We start from the raw sequence: 17,365 nt of genomic DNA, 5'->3' as shown, positions 1-17,365 counted from the left end.
GAATTTAGTTTTTATCTGTTGTCAGTTCAAATAGATCCGCAAATCGTAACTGGATTTGGAAAGTGGCTAAAACACTGTCGTCTTTCTTTGCAATCAATTCGAAGGTCGCGCTTTGATCCTTAGTGGCTGCACCGACCATGCGACCGCCTGTTATTTGATAACGTGATGCACCATCCATTGTGGCTTGCTCGATTTTATTAGGAGCTTCTGCCAACAAATCTCCCTTATCTACCTTTCCGATACTCCAAGTTACCTGGTCAGAAAGATCTACATCTCCGTTTTCCTCCTGCGAAACTAACTTTTCGATTATAATAGTAAACGGACCACCGCCATATACAGTGCAAACCAAATCGGTTATACCTTTGCTTGTTACCGAAGATTCCGGATACCCGCCGATCGGAGGATTTTCATTACTTACGGCTAAAAGCGTCAATTTATAAGGCGTGAACTCAATATTCAGATTCCAAAAATGGTTGCGGGGGATCTGGCGAAGAGCGGTGTACTTCGTTCCTTGATGGGGGTTATCACCTGTTAAATGTTTGTCACTACTCGTTTCCAACTCCACCTCAAAACCGTCGGTAGCTTCCGATTCGTTCACGTAATACCAATCGGATTCTATGGATTCGCTTACTGCAAGTTGCTTGTTATCTTCGAAAGGCTTGTCAATCGAATAACCGCCTCCCGTCAGAGCCAAATACTTATCCGCTTCAAAAAGATTTCCTGCCGTGTTGAACTTGCCTAAAGTTAACTTTGTAACAGTAATCGTATGGCTCGTTCTGTTGAGCATCTTGACTTTCAAACGACTTATTAAACGAACCAAACAAATCGGTTTCCCCCCTTTTGCCGGAATCCACTCTTCCTGCACGCTCATGGGGAGGAATTTTGATGTCTTAGAAATGTCATTAACACCGGATTCCCAAGAAACGGATACGGGAAGCGACGGCATATCTTGTCCTTCCGGTATATTTACAACATTTTCCAACGGATTGTCTTTTATCGACTCCCAGTTGGCAAACGCATAAATCTTCTTCGGACCACCGGTAATCTCGAAAGAGCCGGACTTCCAGCTTGTCAATTCGCCTTTTTTCGCTTCCTCGTCACCAGTCAAATCCGGTTGGAATTTCTTTTCTATCTTATCGGAAGCATTGACGATAAACACGACCAAAGAGTTGATCTGTTCACCGGGCAACGCATTTGCATCTGCGGCTTTCGTCTGCAACGACTTCGAAGTCTCAGAGATACCCACCTGCAAATCCACCTCCAGCATGTCAGGAAGGTCGGGGTCGCCCCCCGCACCCCGTTCGCCGCTCACGCAACCGAACGCGATGAGGGCAAACAGGCTGGCAAGCAGTGGCAAGCTCTTGTATTGGTTCAATCTGTTTTTCATAATCCCATCTCCTCATTACCAAGTGTCACGTCTTCGAGACGGACGATCCAGTCGTCCACTACTACATAGAGGCAATGAGCCCGTCCGCCGGCGATATCCACGTATGCGGTGAGCACATATTCGTCCTGACGATCCAGATATTCCTGTCCGTCCAGTTTGTGCGACTCGATCTGCGTCAACTTCAACAGACCTGCCAGATCGACATTGATAAACGGCGTCTTTTCGCTTGCATAGCGGACACTCAGCGTACCGGTCGCGTTGTCGATCAGGCGCAAGGTGTTCAGCTCGGTGCAGACGGCATCGTAGGCAACGGTTGCATTATCAGCCGATTTGACCGTTTCGACCTGTTGCAGGTAGGGCAGCCAGGTGATGCGCTTGTCGGCGATGGGCTGGTTGTGCGCATCGAGGTCGCCGTTGGTAGTGGTGACTACAAAGTCGAAGGCGTCTTTCGACAGCTCCGTACCCCGGTTGGCATCCACCAAGATGAAACGGATTTTGTTGGTGTTTTTCACGAGCGGAAACTCGGTGTCGGTCGCGCCGCCCGCCGGGATCGTATAGTCCAGCTCACCCTGGAAGAGTCCCGACAACTCGCGGTCCACACGGTTCTCCGCCGCCTTCACCGCCATACGGAAGTCTTCGATCGTAGAGCCTGCGGCGGGTTCCATCCAGGTATAATCCGTATCGTTCAGCCCCGCCCAAGCCAACAGGCGGTAATCACCCGGAGCCAGTTCGCTGAGGTCTACTTCGTTCTTTTTCAGTTCCTCGCCCTCGATCAGACGGGAAGATAGGAACGCCCCCTTGTCGTCGTAGATGTAGAGGCGGACGTTCTTTTCGCGCTCCTGGTTCACCATTTCGTAGGCAAACGCATCGGCGTGTTTGATGTTATGCCGGTAGACGAAACGGAGCGTGTGCCGGCAAAGAGGCAGTTCGTCATGGATATAATCGCATGAAGCCAGTCCGGCGAGGCAAAACACCGCCAGCACCGGGAATAAAAGATATAGTATTTTATGATAGTTCATTGTTCTCCAATTTTGCACGTTAAAAATAAATCGTCTCGTCCTGAAGCGGTCCCCAAGGCTTGACAATCACTTCGATTTCGATTTTTTCCGGTTCATCGGGTTTGTTCGGTTCATCTGGATTGTCGGGATCTTCGGGGTCTTTCGGATCATCCGGGTTATCCGGATTTATCGGGTCCTTAGGTTCGGGATCGAACGGCGGTTCGTAGGGAATATCGTCTCCCAGGCCGTAGAAGTCACGGATGCGCAACTTGTAGACGTTGTTGCGCACAATGGCATACTCCATGATGCCCTTCGACGGAGCATTGTTGTTAGAATGGCGAATCCAGTGTGTGTAGAAACAAACACCGTCCACATAGGTATGCAGACCATAGCGTGCCAACAGACGACGCGTGTCTTTACCGCCCTGATTGACCTGCGGCGTGCCATCCGTGCGTGAGGCATATCCGAACGTCGTATACATATATTCCTTCCACGCCAATGCCGAAACTTCGGCAGCAGTCAGAGCAGCTGAAGAATCCTTGTCTTTCAACTGCCTTGAAAGGAAACGGCGGTATCCGGTCGGGTCGCCCTCCTTCAAGCTCGATGCCAGCGAACGCACGTCGCCCCAGGTCTTGCCCGTGAAGTCGTAGGTAGAGACGTCCAGTGCCCCTTCAGTGAAAGCCAGCATCGCTGCTTCGGGCGAACCGTAAATTACGCCTTTGAAAGCAAAGAAGGTAAACGGCGAACCGTCCAATCCTTTGCGATAGTCGGTCGTTCCGGTAGCGGGATCATAGAAGAGACACCTTCCGGGTCCGTATAATGTCCTGAACACCACGCCTGTGCAATAGTAAGGCGACTGGTCGGCACGCGCTACCGTATTTTCTTTCGTGTAGCCCACGCAGTACCATTCGCCCACGCGGTCACCCATACCGTTGGTGAAACGCCAGTTACCTGCCGAAGTACCGAAACTCATAAAGTAGTTTTCATAGAGTGCTTCGACCGGTTTGCCGTCCGAAGCGGGACGCTCCGGCCAGTTAGGGTTGAACATCTCGCTGTTCACATTCGCCATCGTCTTGTAGCGGCTCCACGGGTCGAGCACGTAGTTAGTCTGGTGGTCGCCCCATTCAGGCAACTCCAAGCCTAAAAACTCAACTGCGCTTGCCGGTCCGAACGCATCGTTGGCCACCGCTCCGACCACTCGTTTGACCATGAATGAACCTGCATCCAGCTTGTTGACGATCATGGCACCGGTAATCGACACGCGGGCTGCTCCCGCCGTCTTGTCCATCACATCGAAATAGTCATGTACCGGCAGGTAGTCGATGCGTGCCGCATGGCGTTCGACCTCGACCGTTGCGAAAGCGGGGTTATCGATCGTGTTGTCGCCACAGATATACACCTTCTCGTCCAGGTGGCCGTCCGAAGCCATCACGAAATGTGAATACTCGCCGTTTCTTTCCATCCACGCACGCTTTTGCAGGAAGTCACGTACTTCTCCGAGCGTCAAGTCTTTGAGCTGCGGGCGGATATTGCCGGTGTTGGTAATAACCAGCAGGTCGTACCATCCGGCGGGCAATCCCACCAACACCGGTTCGGTGCGGTTGTCGCCCTGCATAGCGTCGCGGTCGAGATAGATAATCTTGTCTATCGGGGTCAAGGCAGGCGAGTTCACCCCGTCTGTCCCTTGGTAGAAGAGCAACATCAGGTCGTCGATGCGCGTCTCGTAGTCCTGCCCCGGCTCGTAGCCGTCGCCGTTCTCGCCTCCTGTAGGATTCGAGCGGGTGAGCGGTGCCTTGGCATCCGGACAACGGAGCGTCAGTCGGAGATAGTTCTCCTCCACCGGCTTGTCGCCGTCGTCGTCCCGTTCCGTCCGGTACTCATCCGAACATGCGGCAGACAAAAAACAGCCCGCAGCACAGGCATATACTAATAATTTATGTATAATATTCATACGCTATCGTTTTTTGAAAATATCTCATTCTTCGCGCTTCGCCTTGATCTGTTCGAGGTTCGCACGGGCGGCTTCGCCTGCTACCGAGCTGTTTTCCAATCCTTTCAGGATCGCTTCCGCACCGTCGAGATCGCCACGCAGCATCCGGACGGAGGCAAGTGCCAACTGTTTCTCGTCGCCTTCGACAGCTTTCGCAAGGTAGCTTTCCGCACGGTCGAGCTGGCCTGTCCGAATGGCGATGTTGGCGGCATTCAAATTAGACACCGGGTCGTCGGGGAACATGCGGACCGCGATTTCGAACACTTCGTTATACTTCTCGCTGCCGGCTTCGAAAAGCTGCGCCACCATGAACATTTCGTTCAAGCTGAGCTTCTTCGGGTCGGTGTAGATGAGCGACTTCGCCTCTTCGGCTGTGAAGTTGCGGATGTTGTATTTCACCACGTAATCCGAGTGGCGCAAGGCGGGATAGATGTCGCGCAACAGGATCTTGTAAGAGGTTCCGCCGTTCAGCGTCTTTAGCTTCCATTCCTTTTTGTCTAAGTCGCGCGGTTCCGGGTTGCGGATGATGGCGAGCAGTTCCGCCTTGTCGGGCAAGTTCATCTCTTCCAGCCGCTTTTCCAACCCTTCCCAGTCTTCCGGCTCGAAGTCGACGCTGAAGGTAGCATGTTCGAAGCGGTAAAGGCTCTTCACATAGTCGCACAAAGCCTTGGCACGGTTTTCTGCCAGATAGGTGTTGTTGGCGTAAGTTCCTTCGGGAGAGGCGAAACCTTTGATCCACACCTCCGTGATAGTGGCGTAAGGATCGTCCTTCACCGACTCGATCGTGGCACGGATGGCGGCCAGTTCGCGCGGGTTGTTGCGATAGTCGGGATAGATGGTAATCTTATTAACCGGGAAGTCAAGGAACGCCTTGCCTTCGATCGAACGCGCCTTGACTGCTTCGGCTTCGGGCGTACGGTAGGCAAGCAGCGGTTTCAATACCACCGGCTCTGCCATGTTAATCGGAAAAAGCGGTGAGCGGTCGTTCTGCAATGCCTCCCAACCGCAACCACATTCGTCGATGACGAGGGCGACTTCCGACTTCTTCATCCACGGTGCCATCGGTGTGCGGGTGGTGTATTCGAAGGTCTGTGGCTTGCCATTCTCGCGGAGCAGTTCGTATTCATCGTGTGTCGTATAGGTGCGCTCTGTCCGTTCATATAATATATGTCGGTCGCGTCCGCTCAGGATGACCGGTGTCAGGGGACGGATGCTGTCTCCTGCCGATATGACCGGTGTGCAAACCAGGCTACGGTCTGAAGGGACTTTGATTTCTCCGAAGTCGAGCGTCATGCCGATCAGCAGGGTACCGTCCGACTTCTCCACAATCTTATCTTTTACTTTAATCTCTTGTGCCTGCAAGGTGGCTACCGCCAGCAGACTTGCCACAATCCATGTATGCTTGTTCATTTTCATAAGGCAGCGATGTTTAGAATTGATAAATCAGGTTGATAGCGGCCTGCGTGGGACCGAAATAATGTTTCTTCACGTACTCTTGGCGGCGTCCGCAGTTAGTACAGGGGTACTTCTCCGATTCGAGGTAGAGGTAACCCACACCGACAGTAGCTTCTAAGTTCCAGTGTTTGGAGAGCAGCCAGGAATATCCGTAGCTGACGCCCACGCCTGCGCCCCACCCCTGGTGGCGTTCGTCTTCGGTACCGAGCAGTTTGATGTTCGATACATTATATAATATGTACGGGACATGCAACCCGATGAAATGTTTATAAAAGGTTTCACAGAACCAATAGCGCATCTCCGGATGGAGTCGCCAATGTTTGAGAGATTTGCCATAGCTCCCGTCGTCCTTCTTTCCGTCGAACGGATTGAGGCCGGTCTCTATGTCCAAACTCCAGTGACGTGCCAGGCGGAACTCCGCGCCGGCATTAAAAGTTACCATTGCTCCCCAATATGGAATATTGGTCTTGATCCCGACGGTCGAACCTTTTTCTCCGGTCAACCTGTCCTGTGCGTAGAACGACAGAGGGATCACAAACAGGAACATCATCAAGATAAGTTTTCTCATCATACTAGTTATGTTTTATTATAGTTATTTTATTCGCTGATTCAAAAATCGCGGAGTAAAGGTTCTAATACCAGGTAAACTCACCATGAACCTAAACTTATTTATGAAATAAGAAATAGCTTATTTATGAAATAAGTTTAGGTTGTCTATTTTAGAATATAAATTCTGAAGAAACGACAGCTATTATGAAGAGTAAAAAACCAACAATGGAAACTCAAACATGTTTAATTCTACAAAAATCGGTAAGGATATCTTTACTAAAGAAAAGTTAAAGCGTGATGGGGTTAACCGGCTATGTCTAAACATTCTGCCATTTAATATTAGTATAGATTTAGCGGTTGAATTTATATAAAATATAGTATAAATTTCGAGAAGTCTTTATCTAACCTGAAAACAAACCTAAAGATGTAGATAAAATAGTAAGAAAATGTTTCTTTTTTAACAACTAATATCTTAACTTTGCATTCAGTAATCATTTTGAGATAAATGATAATGCGTGATTTTCAAAAGACTTTATGATATTATTCTTATTTCATAAATAAGCTATTTCTTATTTCATAAATAAGTTCCTTCCATCCGAAAAACACCTCTACCTTTTTGTTTGTTTATCAGTATTTTACTAATGGGATCCGTAATCTTTTGATTGGCCTCATTCAGTTCCGGCTGTTCCATCCGATTAAAATATCCGCGGGTGGTCTTTTCATTGGTATGTCCTAATGCCTGGCTGATCACGGCGATGTCCACATGTAAACGACGAGCCTCCGAAGCCCAGGTATAACGCATTACATAAGAGGTCAGGTTATCAGAAATCGACAGAAGCCGACCCACTTCTTTCAATGCAGAATTATGATTAGAGAGCATCCCCTTGTATTGCCGATAAGTAGCAGATGCAAACATCACAGGAAAAAGATAATCCCTCTCGGAAGACTCGTATTTATGAATAATTTGCCACATACCGGAAGTAATCTCAATACATATCTCGATCCCCGTTTTATGACGGTTATATACTATAGCTTGTCCTCGGATATTCTTTCGAGTCAGACGAACCATATCAGCAAAAGGCATGCCATAAGCCATGAAACTGAATAGTGCCAAATCGGTAGCCAGAGTCAGATCGGGACGGTCACGAAAATCAGCTGCCGCCATTTTCTTTACTTGCTGATCAGATAAAGGTTTTTTGACTGTCAGATCACGTTTCAGTTTCAACTTGCGAAACGGATGATACCTCATTTCAAACGGCTGTTCGTCGAAAGCTGCATTGTAGACAGCCCTCAGGCTACTCAGATAACTATTAATCGTATTGATCTTTAATCTTTTTGCCTGCAAATAGGCTTGAAAATCATTTAACAAGGTGGAAGTCAGATCACGAATCGGTATATCCTTGTTTCTTTGAAATCGGTAAAAATGACGACCGGCTGCCAAATAAAGGTCAGCTGTACTGTTTTTACCCATCAGTTGTTTACTTTCCGCCCGCTGCCGAATATAGTCGTACAACAAAGGACCTTTTCTTTTTCGATTGTTTTCTTGTGTTACTTTCATTTCCATACTATTTATAAATTACCCATTACCGTCCTTATAACAGCAAATACGCCCCCAAAGATATCTACCCCTACCCCCTTTTCCAAATAAAAAAGGAACCGATCCGGTTGGTCGTTGACAAATGTATTAGTTATTATTTGCACACTTCGATCTTTATTACGCAATTTGCGTTACGTAATTTACGCAATGAAGATATGTCAACAATTCAACCGAACAATCCTTTCCTGATAGCAGGATATTACGGCCCCGATTATTTCTGTGACAGACAACAGGAAACCGGGCAAATAATCAATGCTCTATACAACGAACGCAACCTGACGCTTGTTGCTCCCCGGCGTATGGAAAAAACAGGATTGATCAAACACGTTTTCTATAAGTTACATGAACAACAACCCGACATTATCACTCTTTATCTCGATATTTATTCGACACAAAACCTGAATGAATTTGTACAGGTATTCGCCAGCACCGTATTAGGCAGTGTCAGTATCGATATTGCGACAGATAAAGAAGAAGCTACTTTAAAAGAGATATTCAATTACCTGCAATCGTCGGAAAAACGTTGCTATATCGCCATCGACGAATTCCAGCAAATCACGGAATATCCGGAAAAAGGGGTGGAAGCCTTGTTACGTTCTTACATCCAGTTTTTACCTAATGTCCGTTTTATTTTTGCCGGCAGTAAACAGCATGTTATGTAGGAAATGTTTTTGTCGACCAAACGTCCTTTTTATCAAAGTACGCAGACAATAACCATCGGGTGTATCGACAGAAAGGCTTATTACGATTTCTCCGCTACTTGGTTTGCCAGACAAAACCTTCTTATAAGTGAAGATACTTTTTCCAGCATTTACGATGAGTTCGAAGGGCATACATGGTATATCCAAGCCATATTAAACCGTCTGTATGGATATTCCGTAAACCCCGATCAAGAAATGGTGAGTCGTGCTATACGCGAAATCGTCGCAGAAAATGAATATGGTTATCAAAACTTACTGGCAGCTTATACTTCCGGTGCTATACGTTTAATCAAAGCGATAGCAAAGGAACGGATCGTACCGGAGATCAATGTCGGTTCTTTCATTTCCAAATACAAGCTGAAAGCCGCCAGCAATGTAAATTCTGCTCTTCGTACACTTACGAAAATGGAAATGGTCTACCGGACAGAAGCCGGTTATATCGTTTACGATCGCTTCTTTGCTATCTGGTTACGCCAACAGCCTTATTAACATCCGACCGTATTATCGTCATTCATTCCATAGCTGTTTTATACTTATTTCACCTTAGACTGCTTGTGTCCCGGCTCATTGGCAATCAGAGTCTTGTCGTTCAACATATTGAGGTCTTCAGCGGTGAGCCATTCCTCACGCAGCTTGTTGCCCAGGTACTCCACCGATCCCTTATAAGAGAGGGTCAGAAGCAGGGAAAATGCCAGGTGGACCAAAGAGGGGTTGTAATCGGGTCTGCGTTTTTCCATTTGGGCGATAAAACGCAGGATGATGTCCGGTTGCTGAAGGTCGAAACGTAAGGTGCCGAGTACGGTGTATTCCAGCAGGAAATTAAGTGTCCGCTCCCAATCGCGGGTAAACAGACGGGTGAGAAAGACCTGGAAACGTACGGTCATTATATCCCATTCGTTGAAGGCTGCTTTGTAAGCTAAGCGGAGGTAATACAAACGGTAAACGTGCGCTTAACTTGAACATCGCTAAACGCTTACGAGATTGTTTCGGAATTCCTGCAGATTTTATACTTGACAATATCTAATACAAAAAACCGGCTAACTTCACAGTTTGCCGGTTTTTTTTGCTCAATCCACTATTCTGAATCAGATCCTTTAATTTATTGATATTCATTTGCAAGTTTATTCATCTGATTAACGAAAGTTTATTTGAAATTAACAGCAATTTTATTTGCACTTCATGAGACCTTGCTTTAATTTACACTATAAAGTTGACGCAATCCGTTGGGAATCGCCAAATAAAACGGATGCAAAATGACGCAAATAGATTATTAAACTCTATAAAAAAAGGAGATCACCCAACATTGATAGGAATATCAATCTTCCCAGAAGAGTAAAAATAAATATGAAAGCCTTTGTAGATAAACAAATGTTTATCTACCTTTGTTGTGTCAAGATCTTTTAGATGGATGATAACCAAAATGAGCTAAAGGCTCTGATAGAACATGAAAAGAACAATCTTCTGTTCTATTCTCTTTACTGGGATATTTTAGTACAAAGTACCTCGGAAAGAGAACTTGAAAAACAAATCGACCAGCATTTAGACCGGTTGATATTGTTACTCAAGTTGAAAGGTTAGCAGTTAGTACCCCTTCGGGGGTACTCTCTAAAAGATCTTTTCACTAGACTTTAAATACAAAATATATGGCAAATAAGGAACAAATCAATCAGGAACTGGAAGCATTGAAAAGTAAGTTCATGCTCTTGAATACAGACGAAGAACGTAACGCGTTTCGTTCTGAAGTGAAGGCGTTTGCCAACTCAAAAAGCGACGAAGAAAAGCAGTTGGTTAGTGAAGCTTTTATCGAAGGAGCGAATAAAGCTTGCGCAAGAGTCGATAAACTAATCGATGACGTGCTTAGGAATAAACTTGATGGCATATATGAATCAGTATCCTGGTCTTACATTGCCCGTACCTATTTCAACAAAAGTCGTGCGTGGTTAAGCCAGCGTATAAACGGATTAATGATTCATGGCAAAGAAGCGCAATTCACCAATGAAGAAAAACAAACATTATTACAAGCACTCCGCGACATAAGCGGAAAAATAGAACGAACAGCTCGGGTTATCGAGCAAACCCTCTGAAGATCTTGACACATTTACAGAGAACAAAAGCCCGGCTAACTTCACAGTCTGCCGGGCTTTTTTGCCAAAATTCAAAATTCGTCACTATAACCAAACATTCTCTACTCTATTTTAATATATACTATCACCGGACTATTATTCCAGATTGATCACTTTGTGGTTCAGTCTTTTCATTACGCCTCCGTCGAACGAATCCAGATAGATTTGCGTGGTCCGTTCGCTGGCATGTCCCAGGTAAGAGCTAATGACGGCTGTAGGCATCAGTTTATTACGTGCTGCCGTAGCCCATGAGTGACGCGCCATATAGGAGGACAGGGATTCGGTGATATCTGCCATTGCCGCAATCTTTTTCAAGTGGCGGTTGAAGGTTACCAACGCACTCCGATAGTGTTTATAGTTTTCCGCGTCGTCGGCATCGTCGGATAATACTGGCCAAACATAACGGCTATCGGTACGATACCTCTCGATGATTTCCTGTAGCGGAGATTCCGCAAAAAAGGGTTCATACGGGGCCTGATCACTTTCTCTTTCACGGCTTTGTTATAGATGGCTCGCAGGTTCCGCAGATAGTAATGTACGGTATTCTCACAACATCCTTCCTGCAGCAACCAGCCCTCATAGGCTTTCAGCATCTCGAACCGAAACAACTGAAACGGTACCCGTTGACTCCCGGTAAACTGCACCAGCGATTTCACGCTATTCCGATAGGCCTGTGCCATCCCATAGCGTCTTCCTCTCTCCATCTCATCTATCACCCCCAATGCATAAACCACAAACCCATTCCGCGCCATTCCTTTTTTCTTCATCTGATTGTTCTCTTCCATATTCATTTTCTTGTTTAAATTGTTATTGGCATGGAATATAACAGAAAAAGAGAGGGGATGGGTTTGGAGAGGATACCAAGATGGTACAATTAAGTTAATACTTCGATCCGGGCACGAAACTCATCTATGCGATTTTTAAATACCATTGAGGTACGATTAAACTTTGCTACGCTCTTACAATTCCGCGAATACGAATGGTTTTAAATACCACTAAGGTACAATTATACTATGCAAATATAAAAAACACTTGGACAAATTGGATAATAAAACTTACAGATATATTAATATAATGTATATTTGGAAGCGTTATTCTACTCTAGTGACCTATGATGTAAAATAGGTTTTTAGTACAGTAGAAACATATGGCTTGGAAGGTATAAGAGTTATATGATAGTTGTCGATCCCCGGGGTATTTTATACAATTGAAGGTCGACAACTTTCATTGATAAATAAAGAAGGGACAAACAGGCTTAGAGAGTGTTTAGAATAAGGAGAACCTAAAAATTTTATAGGGGTTTAATTGTACCTTAGTGGTATTTAAAGTCGCAAAGCACTCAAGTCGGTACAAACCGTATTCCGGTTTAATTGTACCTTAGTGGTATTTAAAGGAGACAATAGTGTCTCCATCTTCCATTTCCTTTTTGGTTTAATTGTACCTTAGTGGTATTTAAAGTGTTTATAGCGGATGTAGTCATCGGTGGCATTAATTGGTTTAATTGTACCGTATGGTATTTAAAACGGAAATAGATAGTCGGCAGTTCGTCGATAATGTACTTTAATCGTACCTTGGTGGTATAAATCTTATTCTAACTTTTTCTAATAGCGAAATCATCTGTTAATCAAAGACAATCCTCTCTTCAATGGGAGTACTCGTCATTTAAAGTCATAAATAAAGCAAGAGATTCATAGGTTATGCCAAAATTATAGTTATATTTGGGAGAAACACAGTATACTATTAACTTACTTAGATTATATCTATACATTATATAATATATAACCTAAATATAATACCAGAATTACTATATGAGAATACATCTATCAACGAGCGCCAACAACGAACTCGTTCCTTTCAATTACCAGCAGAAACTTATTGGAGTTTTGCACCGTTGGCTTGGGACAAACGAACTTCACGATAAAATATCCTTATACTCTTTCTCATGGTTAAAAGGAGGAAAAAGATATAAAAACGGACTCAATTTTCCTTATGGCGCCAACTGGTTTATCTCTTTTTGTGAAGAGAAATATGTCAAGACCATAATAAAAGCAATAATGGACTCACCGGATATGTTTTGCGGAATGAAAGTCGAAGGGATTATCATTCAGGAAACGCCCGATTTATCCACCCAAAATCATTTTCAACTCGGAAGCCCTGTCTTTATAAAACGCTTTTATGACGACAACCATAAACACTTCACCTATAAAGACGAGAACAGCGGAGAGTTGATGGCAGAAACTCTGAGGCATAAAATGCAGATTGCCGGATTACCGGAAGATCCTTCTCTAAAGATTGAGTTCGACCTTAGTTATCCCAATAAGAAAGAAAAACTCGTTACGATCCATAACATCAGTAATAAATGCAGTATGTGTCCCCTGATTATTCATGGTACACCTCTGACAAAAGCCTTCGCATGGAATTGCGGTATCGGATCTTTAACTGGTAGTGGTTGCGGTTCAATAATCTAATAGTCACATTATGTATTACGTAGTAAAATACTCAGGCCCTTTCGGATTTATTAAACCTTGGACAGCAGTCAGAGATAGCGAAACATTCAGTCTGCAATTTCTGATCACTTCCACGATAGAAGGGATTGAAAAAAAACTTTTCCCGGAATTGCTGAATACGACGGAAAGAGTTCAGAAAATAAGCAGATACCGCCTGAACTACTGCGGGCTGGATTCGCAACAGGAACGAACGTGGTCTAAAGGAGGATTTGTCAAAGAGAAAAAGAAAGACACGCAAGGGAATGTCTATTATCTTCCTAAAAACATTAGCATCATTACCCGAGGCGTTCTTCTATATCCTCATTTGTATCTCGCCTTCGAGAACAATGACGATGCATTGCGCGCCGCCAAACAATCTATCTGCTTATGCAGGAATGAAGATATATTACTGCCGGATCGTCCGATCGAAATGTCGGCTGACGAATTTGAACAGATAGAAGGTTTCGAATGGATACCTTCCGACGAAGTGAAAGGATTCAAAGCCGGATATAACAGATATCACGGAGGGGAAGAGATGTATGGCGTATTACATGTGAAAGGTAATCCGATTAGAAGTACCCTATGAAAACCATCGACGAAATACTGGCAAAAAGCCCTGACAACGGCCATGTTTCACTCCTTGAACATTGCCTGCATACCCGGCAGGCTATCGAGGTCTTTGCCCGGCGAATAGATTTTCCCTTCGATGTAGCGATTGCTCTCAAAGGGGCAACTTTACACGATCTAGGCAAAGCGCATACGTATTTTCAGGACCGAATGAACAAGATTATAAATGGCTCCCTCTCAAACAGATGTAATAATTTCATTCATCGGCATGAGTTATCGTCACTGGCTTTCCTGCCGGCCTTTCCTTTAGAGGAATGGGACACCTTGATAGAAATGGTTGTAGCCCATCATAAGTCCATCACAGACGATCCCCGGCGAAGAGGTATATTGGATATTGCTTCCTGCGATCGACATTGGATAGACAACCATCTGCAGGACTGGGAAGAATGGAGTCAATACGGCATACAAATATTGAATAAACTTGGGTATGCCTGCACCGGAATAGACCGGAATAAATCCAGGATGGCTTTACTTTATGCGGTAGATTATTGCGAATCGCAGACTTTCGGATGGTCTGCCTGGAGAGGGTTATTAATGGCGGCAGATCATTTCGCTTCGGCATTTACTTCATCTACCGCAAAAGAACTCGAAACAACATTCGAAGTTCCGGATCTGTCCGCCTATTTTAAACCGGAACGAACAAATCCTCTATACCCATTGTCACTGATCGGAGTAGATGACACCCGACCTCATACGCTGGTGGTTGCATCGACAGGTGCAGGAAAAACAGATTTTCTATTGAAAAGATGCAGAGGACGCATTTTTTACACCCTGCCATTCCAGGCTTCCATAAATGCCATGTGGGAAAGACTAAAAGCGACTATTCCCAATAAAGATATTCGTTTGCTACATGCGACATCGAAGATAGTCGTCGGAAATAATATGGAAGAAAAGATGTTACAGCCATTGATCGGGTCGAGTATCAAAGTATTGACACCCCATCAACTATCGTCCATCATCTTCGGTACTTCCGGCTTTGAAAGTGTCATACTGGATATAAAAGGATGTGATATTATCCTGGACGAGATACATACTTATTCGGACTATTCGCAAGCGATGGTACTGGAAATCGTCAAAGCACTTCTTAAATTCGGATGCCGCATCCACATCGGGACAGCAACGATGCCTACCGCTTTATACAATCAGTTGCTGGAGATATTAGGAGGGAAAGAGAATGTATACGAAGTCAAACTATCGGATGAAACACTGGATACATTCGACCGTCATCAGATATTCAAACTCGATAAGGAGGACAGCGTCTCCCCTATCCTGGTAAATGCCTTTAAGGGAAAAGAGAAAGTGCTCGCCATTTATAATACAGTCAATAAAGCGCAGGCTGCTTTCAAGGAGTTCAGGGAAGAATTTCCAGATATTCCCATGATGCTTATCCATAGCCGTTTCAAACAAAGCGACCGCGTTAAACTTGAAAAGCTGCTGAAAGAAGAGTTCAACGGCGACAGGAAAGAATATGGGAACGGGAAATGTCCCTGCCTGGTCATTTCGACACAGGTGGTTGAAGTCAGCCTGGATATCAGTTTCGACAGGATGATTACCCTGTGTGCCCCTTTGGATAGCCTGATACAGCGATTCGGAAGAATAAACAGAAAAAGGGTAACAAGTAATAACCGGATTTACAGGCCGATTCATGTAATCGCTCCCGAAGGAAATGTGCTTCCTTACAAAATGGAACTACTGAAACGCAGTTTCGACCAACTGCCGGATAACGGGGATATTTTGCAGGAAAGAAGTCTGCAGGAAAAAATAGACAAGGTATATCGATCGGTCGAAACAAAGGAGATCGATATTCATCTGGCCGTACAAGACGGAGACTTCTCGCTCATAAACCTGACCAGCCGGACTGAAGCCATTCTCCTGAAAGCGTTGGAAATAGAAAGTGCAACCTGTATACTGGCCGCCGACAGAGATAAGTATATCACTGCCACCTGGGAAGAGCGGATCAATATGGAAATACCTGTCAACTGGAAAACAATCTCCCGGTACCGGGATAAATACGAGCAGTTGCAGGATATAGGGGCAAATCCTTTTGTCATTCCTATGCCGCAGGAAGAATATGAGATTTATGGATTACAATTAGTGGAACATGATTAATTCATTTAGAATATGTATACAAGCTACATCGGTAAAAAGTTCCTGAAGATATATAATGAGAAAATGAATACGGAGATATCCGCAGAGGAGTTCTTTGACCGGATATTTTTCAATCTGTTTTTCAATGACGAGAGGCATCTGATACACGTCAGCAACTCTCCTTTTTTCCAAAAGCCGAAAGATGAGGATGTAAAGAAATATGGAAGCAAAGCGCTGGCCCAATACAATAACCTGAAAGTCGCCATGACCTGCGATGAACCGAACATGTCGATCTTTGTCGGATATGCAGCAAAAGATGTGGCGGGAACAACGTCCGGCCAGATCTCCGATATGCAAACCTCTATCGATACAGACGAGATGTATGCTTCGTGGATCGGTGAAGCACTTGCCATCGGCGTAAGCGGAGGTTTTGCCATGTTACTGGATGAGCCGGATATTTTATGGCAACTGTTTTGCGGTTGGGAATATTATAGGAAGTATCTGAATCAGACACCTAATGTCAAAGACAAACAGATCGAAACCTGGAACGGGCATTGGTTATCCCATTGGTGCCGGAAATTTTATAATGATCTGACACCGTACAAAGGATTTCATATCGTCCCCACCGAATCGATGGGAAATCTCGCCATACCGACCAAACCCTGGCTCGAAATCATTATGGCTTTATCCAAGAAATATCCTAATAAGGTAATAACAGCTTATTCATATAATCTATCCCAGACGAACACAACGCTGGGATTTATCAACCTTTATCTCCCAGAAGTCCACTCTTTGTTCGACTTCAGGGACAAACTCTTTTTCGACGGCAAGCAAAGCATCCTGTCTGATGAGGAAATAGAGTCGTTCAACACCAACTACACCTTCAAATCAGCTTGCAAACTGGGTGTCATCGGATTAAAAGCGATTGAACCGGATAAACTGAGACAGTACTTCCCCATAGGCTCCATGCCTTACGCGCAGGGGAAAGAGTACAAATTCAACAACGAGGAATCGTATATCAATTATGAGCTATATAAAATCTGGATTATTGCTATGATAAACAAAACAGAATTACTGGAACTGGCCACTGCTGTTGCAAAGGCCCTGATAGAGTTTGAACGGACAGCAGAGAAAGGCAAGACTGTTTATTCGAATCTGTCGAAAGAGGTAAGGAAGTCAAATAAAATCGAAGTCTTCGGGCAAAAGCTCAAAGAGATAATGGAATACGAATCTTCTGATAACGAAGTATTCAGAAAAGCATTTGTAGAAGTCTACTATCTACCGAAAGATTCTTTCCCTCTATTCATGACTCTGATCGACTTTGAATATACTTATTGGAAATCAAAAAATTAAACTACTTAATA

At 44.7% G+C, this 17,365-nt stretch carries 14 protein-coding genes and 1 pseudogene; 6 read left to right on the top strand and 9 right to left on the bottom strand.

The window, feature by feature from the left end:
* Positions 1–4 precede the first annotated feature (4 nt).
* The 6 genes from P3L47_RS14705 to P3L47_RS14680 form a co-directional block, all read right to left on the bottom strand.
* A complete protein-coding gene (locus P3L47_RS14705; RefSeq protein WP_277781281.1) occupies positions 5–1,387 on the bottom strand; it encodes a hypothetical protein in 1,383 nt (460 codons plus the stop codon).
* Positions 1,384–2,406, bottom strand: coding sequence for a FimB/Mfa2 family fimbrial subunit (locus tag P3L47_RS14700; RefSeq protein WP_277781280.1), 1,023 nt, complete (start codon positions 2,404–2,406; stop codon positions 1,384–1,386). Before P3L47_RS14700 ends, P3L47_RS14705 begins: the two co-directional genes overlap by 4 nt.
* Positions 2,407–2,425: 19 nt before the next feature.
* Positions 2,426–4,336: an Mfa1 family fimbria major subunit gene (locus P3L47_RS14695; RefSeq protein ID WP_277781279.1), complete on the bottom strand. Its 1,911-nt coding sequence runs from the start codon at positions 4,334–4,336 to the stop codon at positions 2,426–2,428.
* A gap of 24 nt (positions 4,337–4,360) precedes the next feature.
* Positions 4,361–5,791 carry a DUF3868 domain-containing protein gene (locus P3L47_RS14690; protein WP_122363056.1) on the bottom strand — a complete coding sequence of 477 codons (1,431 nt, stop codon included), beginning with the start codon at positions 5,789–5,791 and terminating at the stop codon, positions 4,361–4,363.
* Positions 5,792–5,804: 13 nt separating this feature from the next.
* Complete coding sequence (locus P3L47_RS14685; RefSeq protein WP_277781278.1) at positions 5,805–6,398, bottom strand: DUF3575 domain-containing protein; 594 nt, start codon at positions 6,396–6,398, stop codon at positions 5,805–5,807.
* A gap of 555 nt (positions 6,399–6,953) precedes the next feature.
* On the bottom strand, positions 6,954–7,937 hold the full coding sequence (locus P3L47_RS14680) for a tyrosine-type recombinase/integrase (protein ID WP_233577221.1): 984 nt from the start codon (positions 7,935–7,937) through the stop codon (positions 6,954–6,956).
* A 194-nt stretch (positions 7,938–8,131) separates the two neighbouring features.
* Between P3L47_RS14680 and P3L47_RS14675 the strand changes: the two are divergent.
* Positions 8,132–9,166: pseudogene (locus P3L47_RS14675) on the top strand (AAA family ATPase).
* A 44-nt stretch (positions 9,167–9,210) separates the two neighbouring features.
* Here the strand turns inward: P3L47_RS14675 and P3L47_RS14670 are convergent.
* Positions 9,211–9,612, bottom strand: a complete 402-nt coding sequence (locus P3L47_RS14670) for a hypothetical protein (protein WP_277781277.1) — start codon at positions 9,610–9,612, stop codon at positions 9,211–9,213.
* A 708-nt stretch (positions 9,613–10,320) separates the two neighbouring features.
* On the opposite strand from P3L47_RS14670, the gene P3L47_RS14665 reads away from it, so the two are divergent.
* Positions 10,321–10,761: a DUF5053 domain-containing protein gene (locus P3L47_RS14665; RefSeq protein WP_122363060.1), complete on the top strand. Its 441-nt coding sequence runs from the start codon at positions 10,321–10,323 to the stop codon at positions 10,759–10,761.
* A gap of 135 nt (positions 10,762–10,896) precedes the next feature.
* On the opposite strand, the gene P3L47_RS14660 is transcribed toward P3L47_RS14665, so the two are convergent.
* Together P3L47_RS14660 and P3L47_RS14655 are read right to left on the bottom strand one after the other, a co-directional pair.
* Positions 10,897–11,097, bottom strand: coding sequence for a tyrosine-type recombinase/integrase (locus P3L47_RS14660; protein WP_233577223.1), 201 nt, complete (start codon positions 11,095–11,097; stop codon positions 10,897–10,899).
* A gap of 32 nt (positions 11,098–11,129) precedes the next feature.
* Positions 11,130–11,585: a phage integrase SAM-like domain-containing protein gene (locus P3L47_RS14655; RefSeq protein ID WP_233577225.1), complete on the bottom strand. Its 456-nt coding sequence runs from the start codon at positions 11,583–11,585 to the stop codon at positions 11,130–11,132.
* A gap of 1,023 nt (positions 11,586–12,608) precedes the next feature.
* Between P3L47_RS14655 and cas6 the strand changes: the two genes are divergently transcribed.
* Genes cas6 through P3L47_RS14635 form a run of 4 tightly spaced genes read left to right on the top strand, consistent with a single transcriptional unit; the run spans position 12,609 to position 17,354 of the window.
* On the top strand, positions 12,609–13,268 hold the full coding sequence (cas6, locus tag P3L47_RS14650) for a CRISPR-associated endoribonuclease Cas6 (protein WP_122363061.1): 660 nt from the start codon (positions 12,609–12,611) through the stop codon (positions 13,266–13,268).
* A 10-nt stretch (positions 13,269–13,278) separates the two neighbouring features.
* The gene (locus P3L47_RS14645; RefSeq protein ID WP_233577227.1) at positions 13,279–13,872 is read left to right on the top strand and encodes a hypothetical protein; all 594 of its coding nucleotides are present in this window, start codon (positions 13,279–13,281) and stop codon (positions 13,870–13,872) included.
* Complete coding sequence (gene cas3, locus P3L47_RS14640) at positions 13,869–16,022, top strand: CRISPR-associated helicase Cas3' (RefSeq protein WP_122363063.1); 2,154 nt, start codon at positions 13,869–13,871, stop codon at positions 16,020–16,022. Before P3L47_RS14645 ends, cas3 begins: the two co-directional genes overlap by 4 nt.
* Before the next feature lie 12 nt (positions 16,023–16,034).
* A complete protein-coding gene (locus P3L47_RS14635; protein ID WP_122363064.1) occupies positions 16,035–17,354 on the top strand; it encodes a hypothetical protein in 1,320 nt (439 codons plus the stop codon).
* The last annotated feature ends 11 nt before the right edge of the window (positions 17,355–17,365 follow it).

This window comes from Parabacteroides chongii (assembly GCF_029581355.1).
GTDB classification, from domain to species: Bacteria; Bacteroidota; Bacteroidia; order Bacteroidales; family Tannerellaceae; genus Parabacteroides; species Parabacteroides chongii.
Note: the sequence above shows the minus strand (reverse complement) of the source record. Positions and strands in the feature narration are given on the sequence as shown.

What these genes read in the sequence shown, in the direction of transcription:
- P3L47_RS14645 (WP_233577227.1), top strand. Translation starts at nt 13,279, where the DNA reads ATGTATTACGTAGTAAAATACTCAGGCCCTTTCGGATTTATTAAACCT.
- cas3 (WP_122363063.1), top strand. Translation starts at nt 13,869, where the DNA reads ATGAAAACCATCGACGAAATACTGGCAAAAAGCCCTGACAACGGCCAT.
- P3L47_RS14660 (WP_233577223.1), bottom strand. Translation starts at nt 11,097, where the DNA reads ATGGCAGATATCACCGAATCCCTGTCCTCCTATATGGCGCGTCACTCA.
- P3L47_RS14705 (WP_277781281.1), bottom strand. Translation starts at nt 1,387, where the DNA reads ATGAAAAACAGATTGAACCAATACAAGAGCTTGCCACTGCTTGCCAGC.
- P3L47_RS14635 (WP_122363064.1), top strand. Translation starts at nt 16,035, where the DNA reads ATGTATACAAGCTACATCGGTAAAAAGTTCCTGAAGATATATAATGAG.
- P3L47_RS14655 (WP_233577225.1), bottom strand. Translation starts at nt 11,585, where the DNA reads ATGGAAGAGAACAATCAGATGAAGAAAAAAGGAATGGCGCGGAATGGG.
- P3L47_RS14700 (WP_277781280.1), bottom strand. Translation starts at nt 2,406, where the DNA reads ATGAACTATCATAAAATACTATATCTTTTATTCCCGGTGCTGGCGGTG.
- P3L47_RS14680 (WP_233577221.1), bottom strand. Translation starts at nt 7,937, where the DNA reads ATGAAAGTAACACAAGAAAACAATCGAAAAAGAAAAGGTCCTTTGTTG.
- P3L47_RS14695 (WP_277781279.1), bottom strand. Translation starts at nt 4,336, where the DNA reads ATGAATATTATACATAAATTATTAGTATATGCCTGTGCTGCGGGCTGT.
- cas6 (WP_122363061.1), top strand. Translation starts at nt 12,609, where the DNA reads ATGAGAATACATCTATCAACGAGCGCCAACAACGAACTCGTTCCTTTC.
- P3L47_RS14690 (WP_122363056.1), bottom strand. Translation starts at nt 5,791, where the DNA reads ATGAAAATGAACAAGCATACATGGATTGTGGCAAGTCTGCTGGCGGTA.
- P3L47_RS14685 (WP_277781278.1), bottom strand. Translation starts at nt 6,398, where the DNA reads ATGAGAAAACTTATCTTGATGATGTTCCTGTTTGTGATCCCTCTGTCG.
- P3L47_RS14665 (WP_122363060.1), top strand. Translation starts at nt 10,321, where the DNA reads ATGGCAAATAAGGAACAAATCAATCAGGAACTGGAAGCATTGAAAAGT.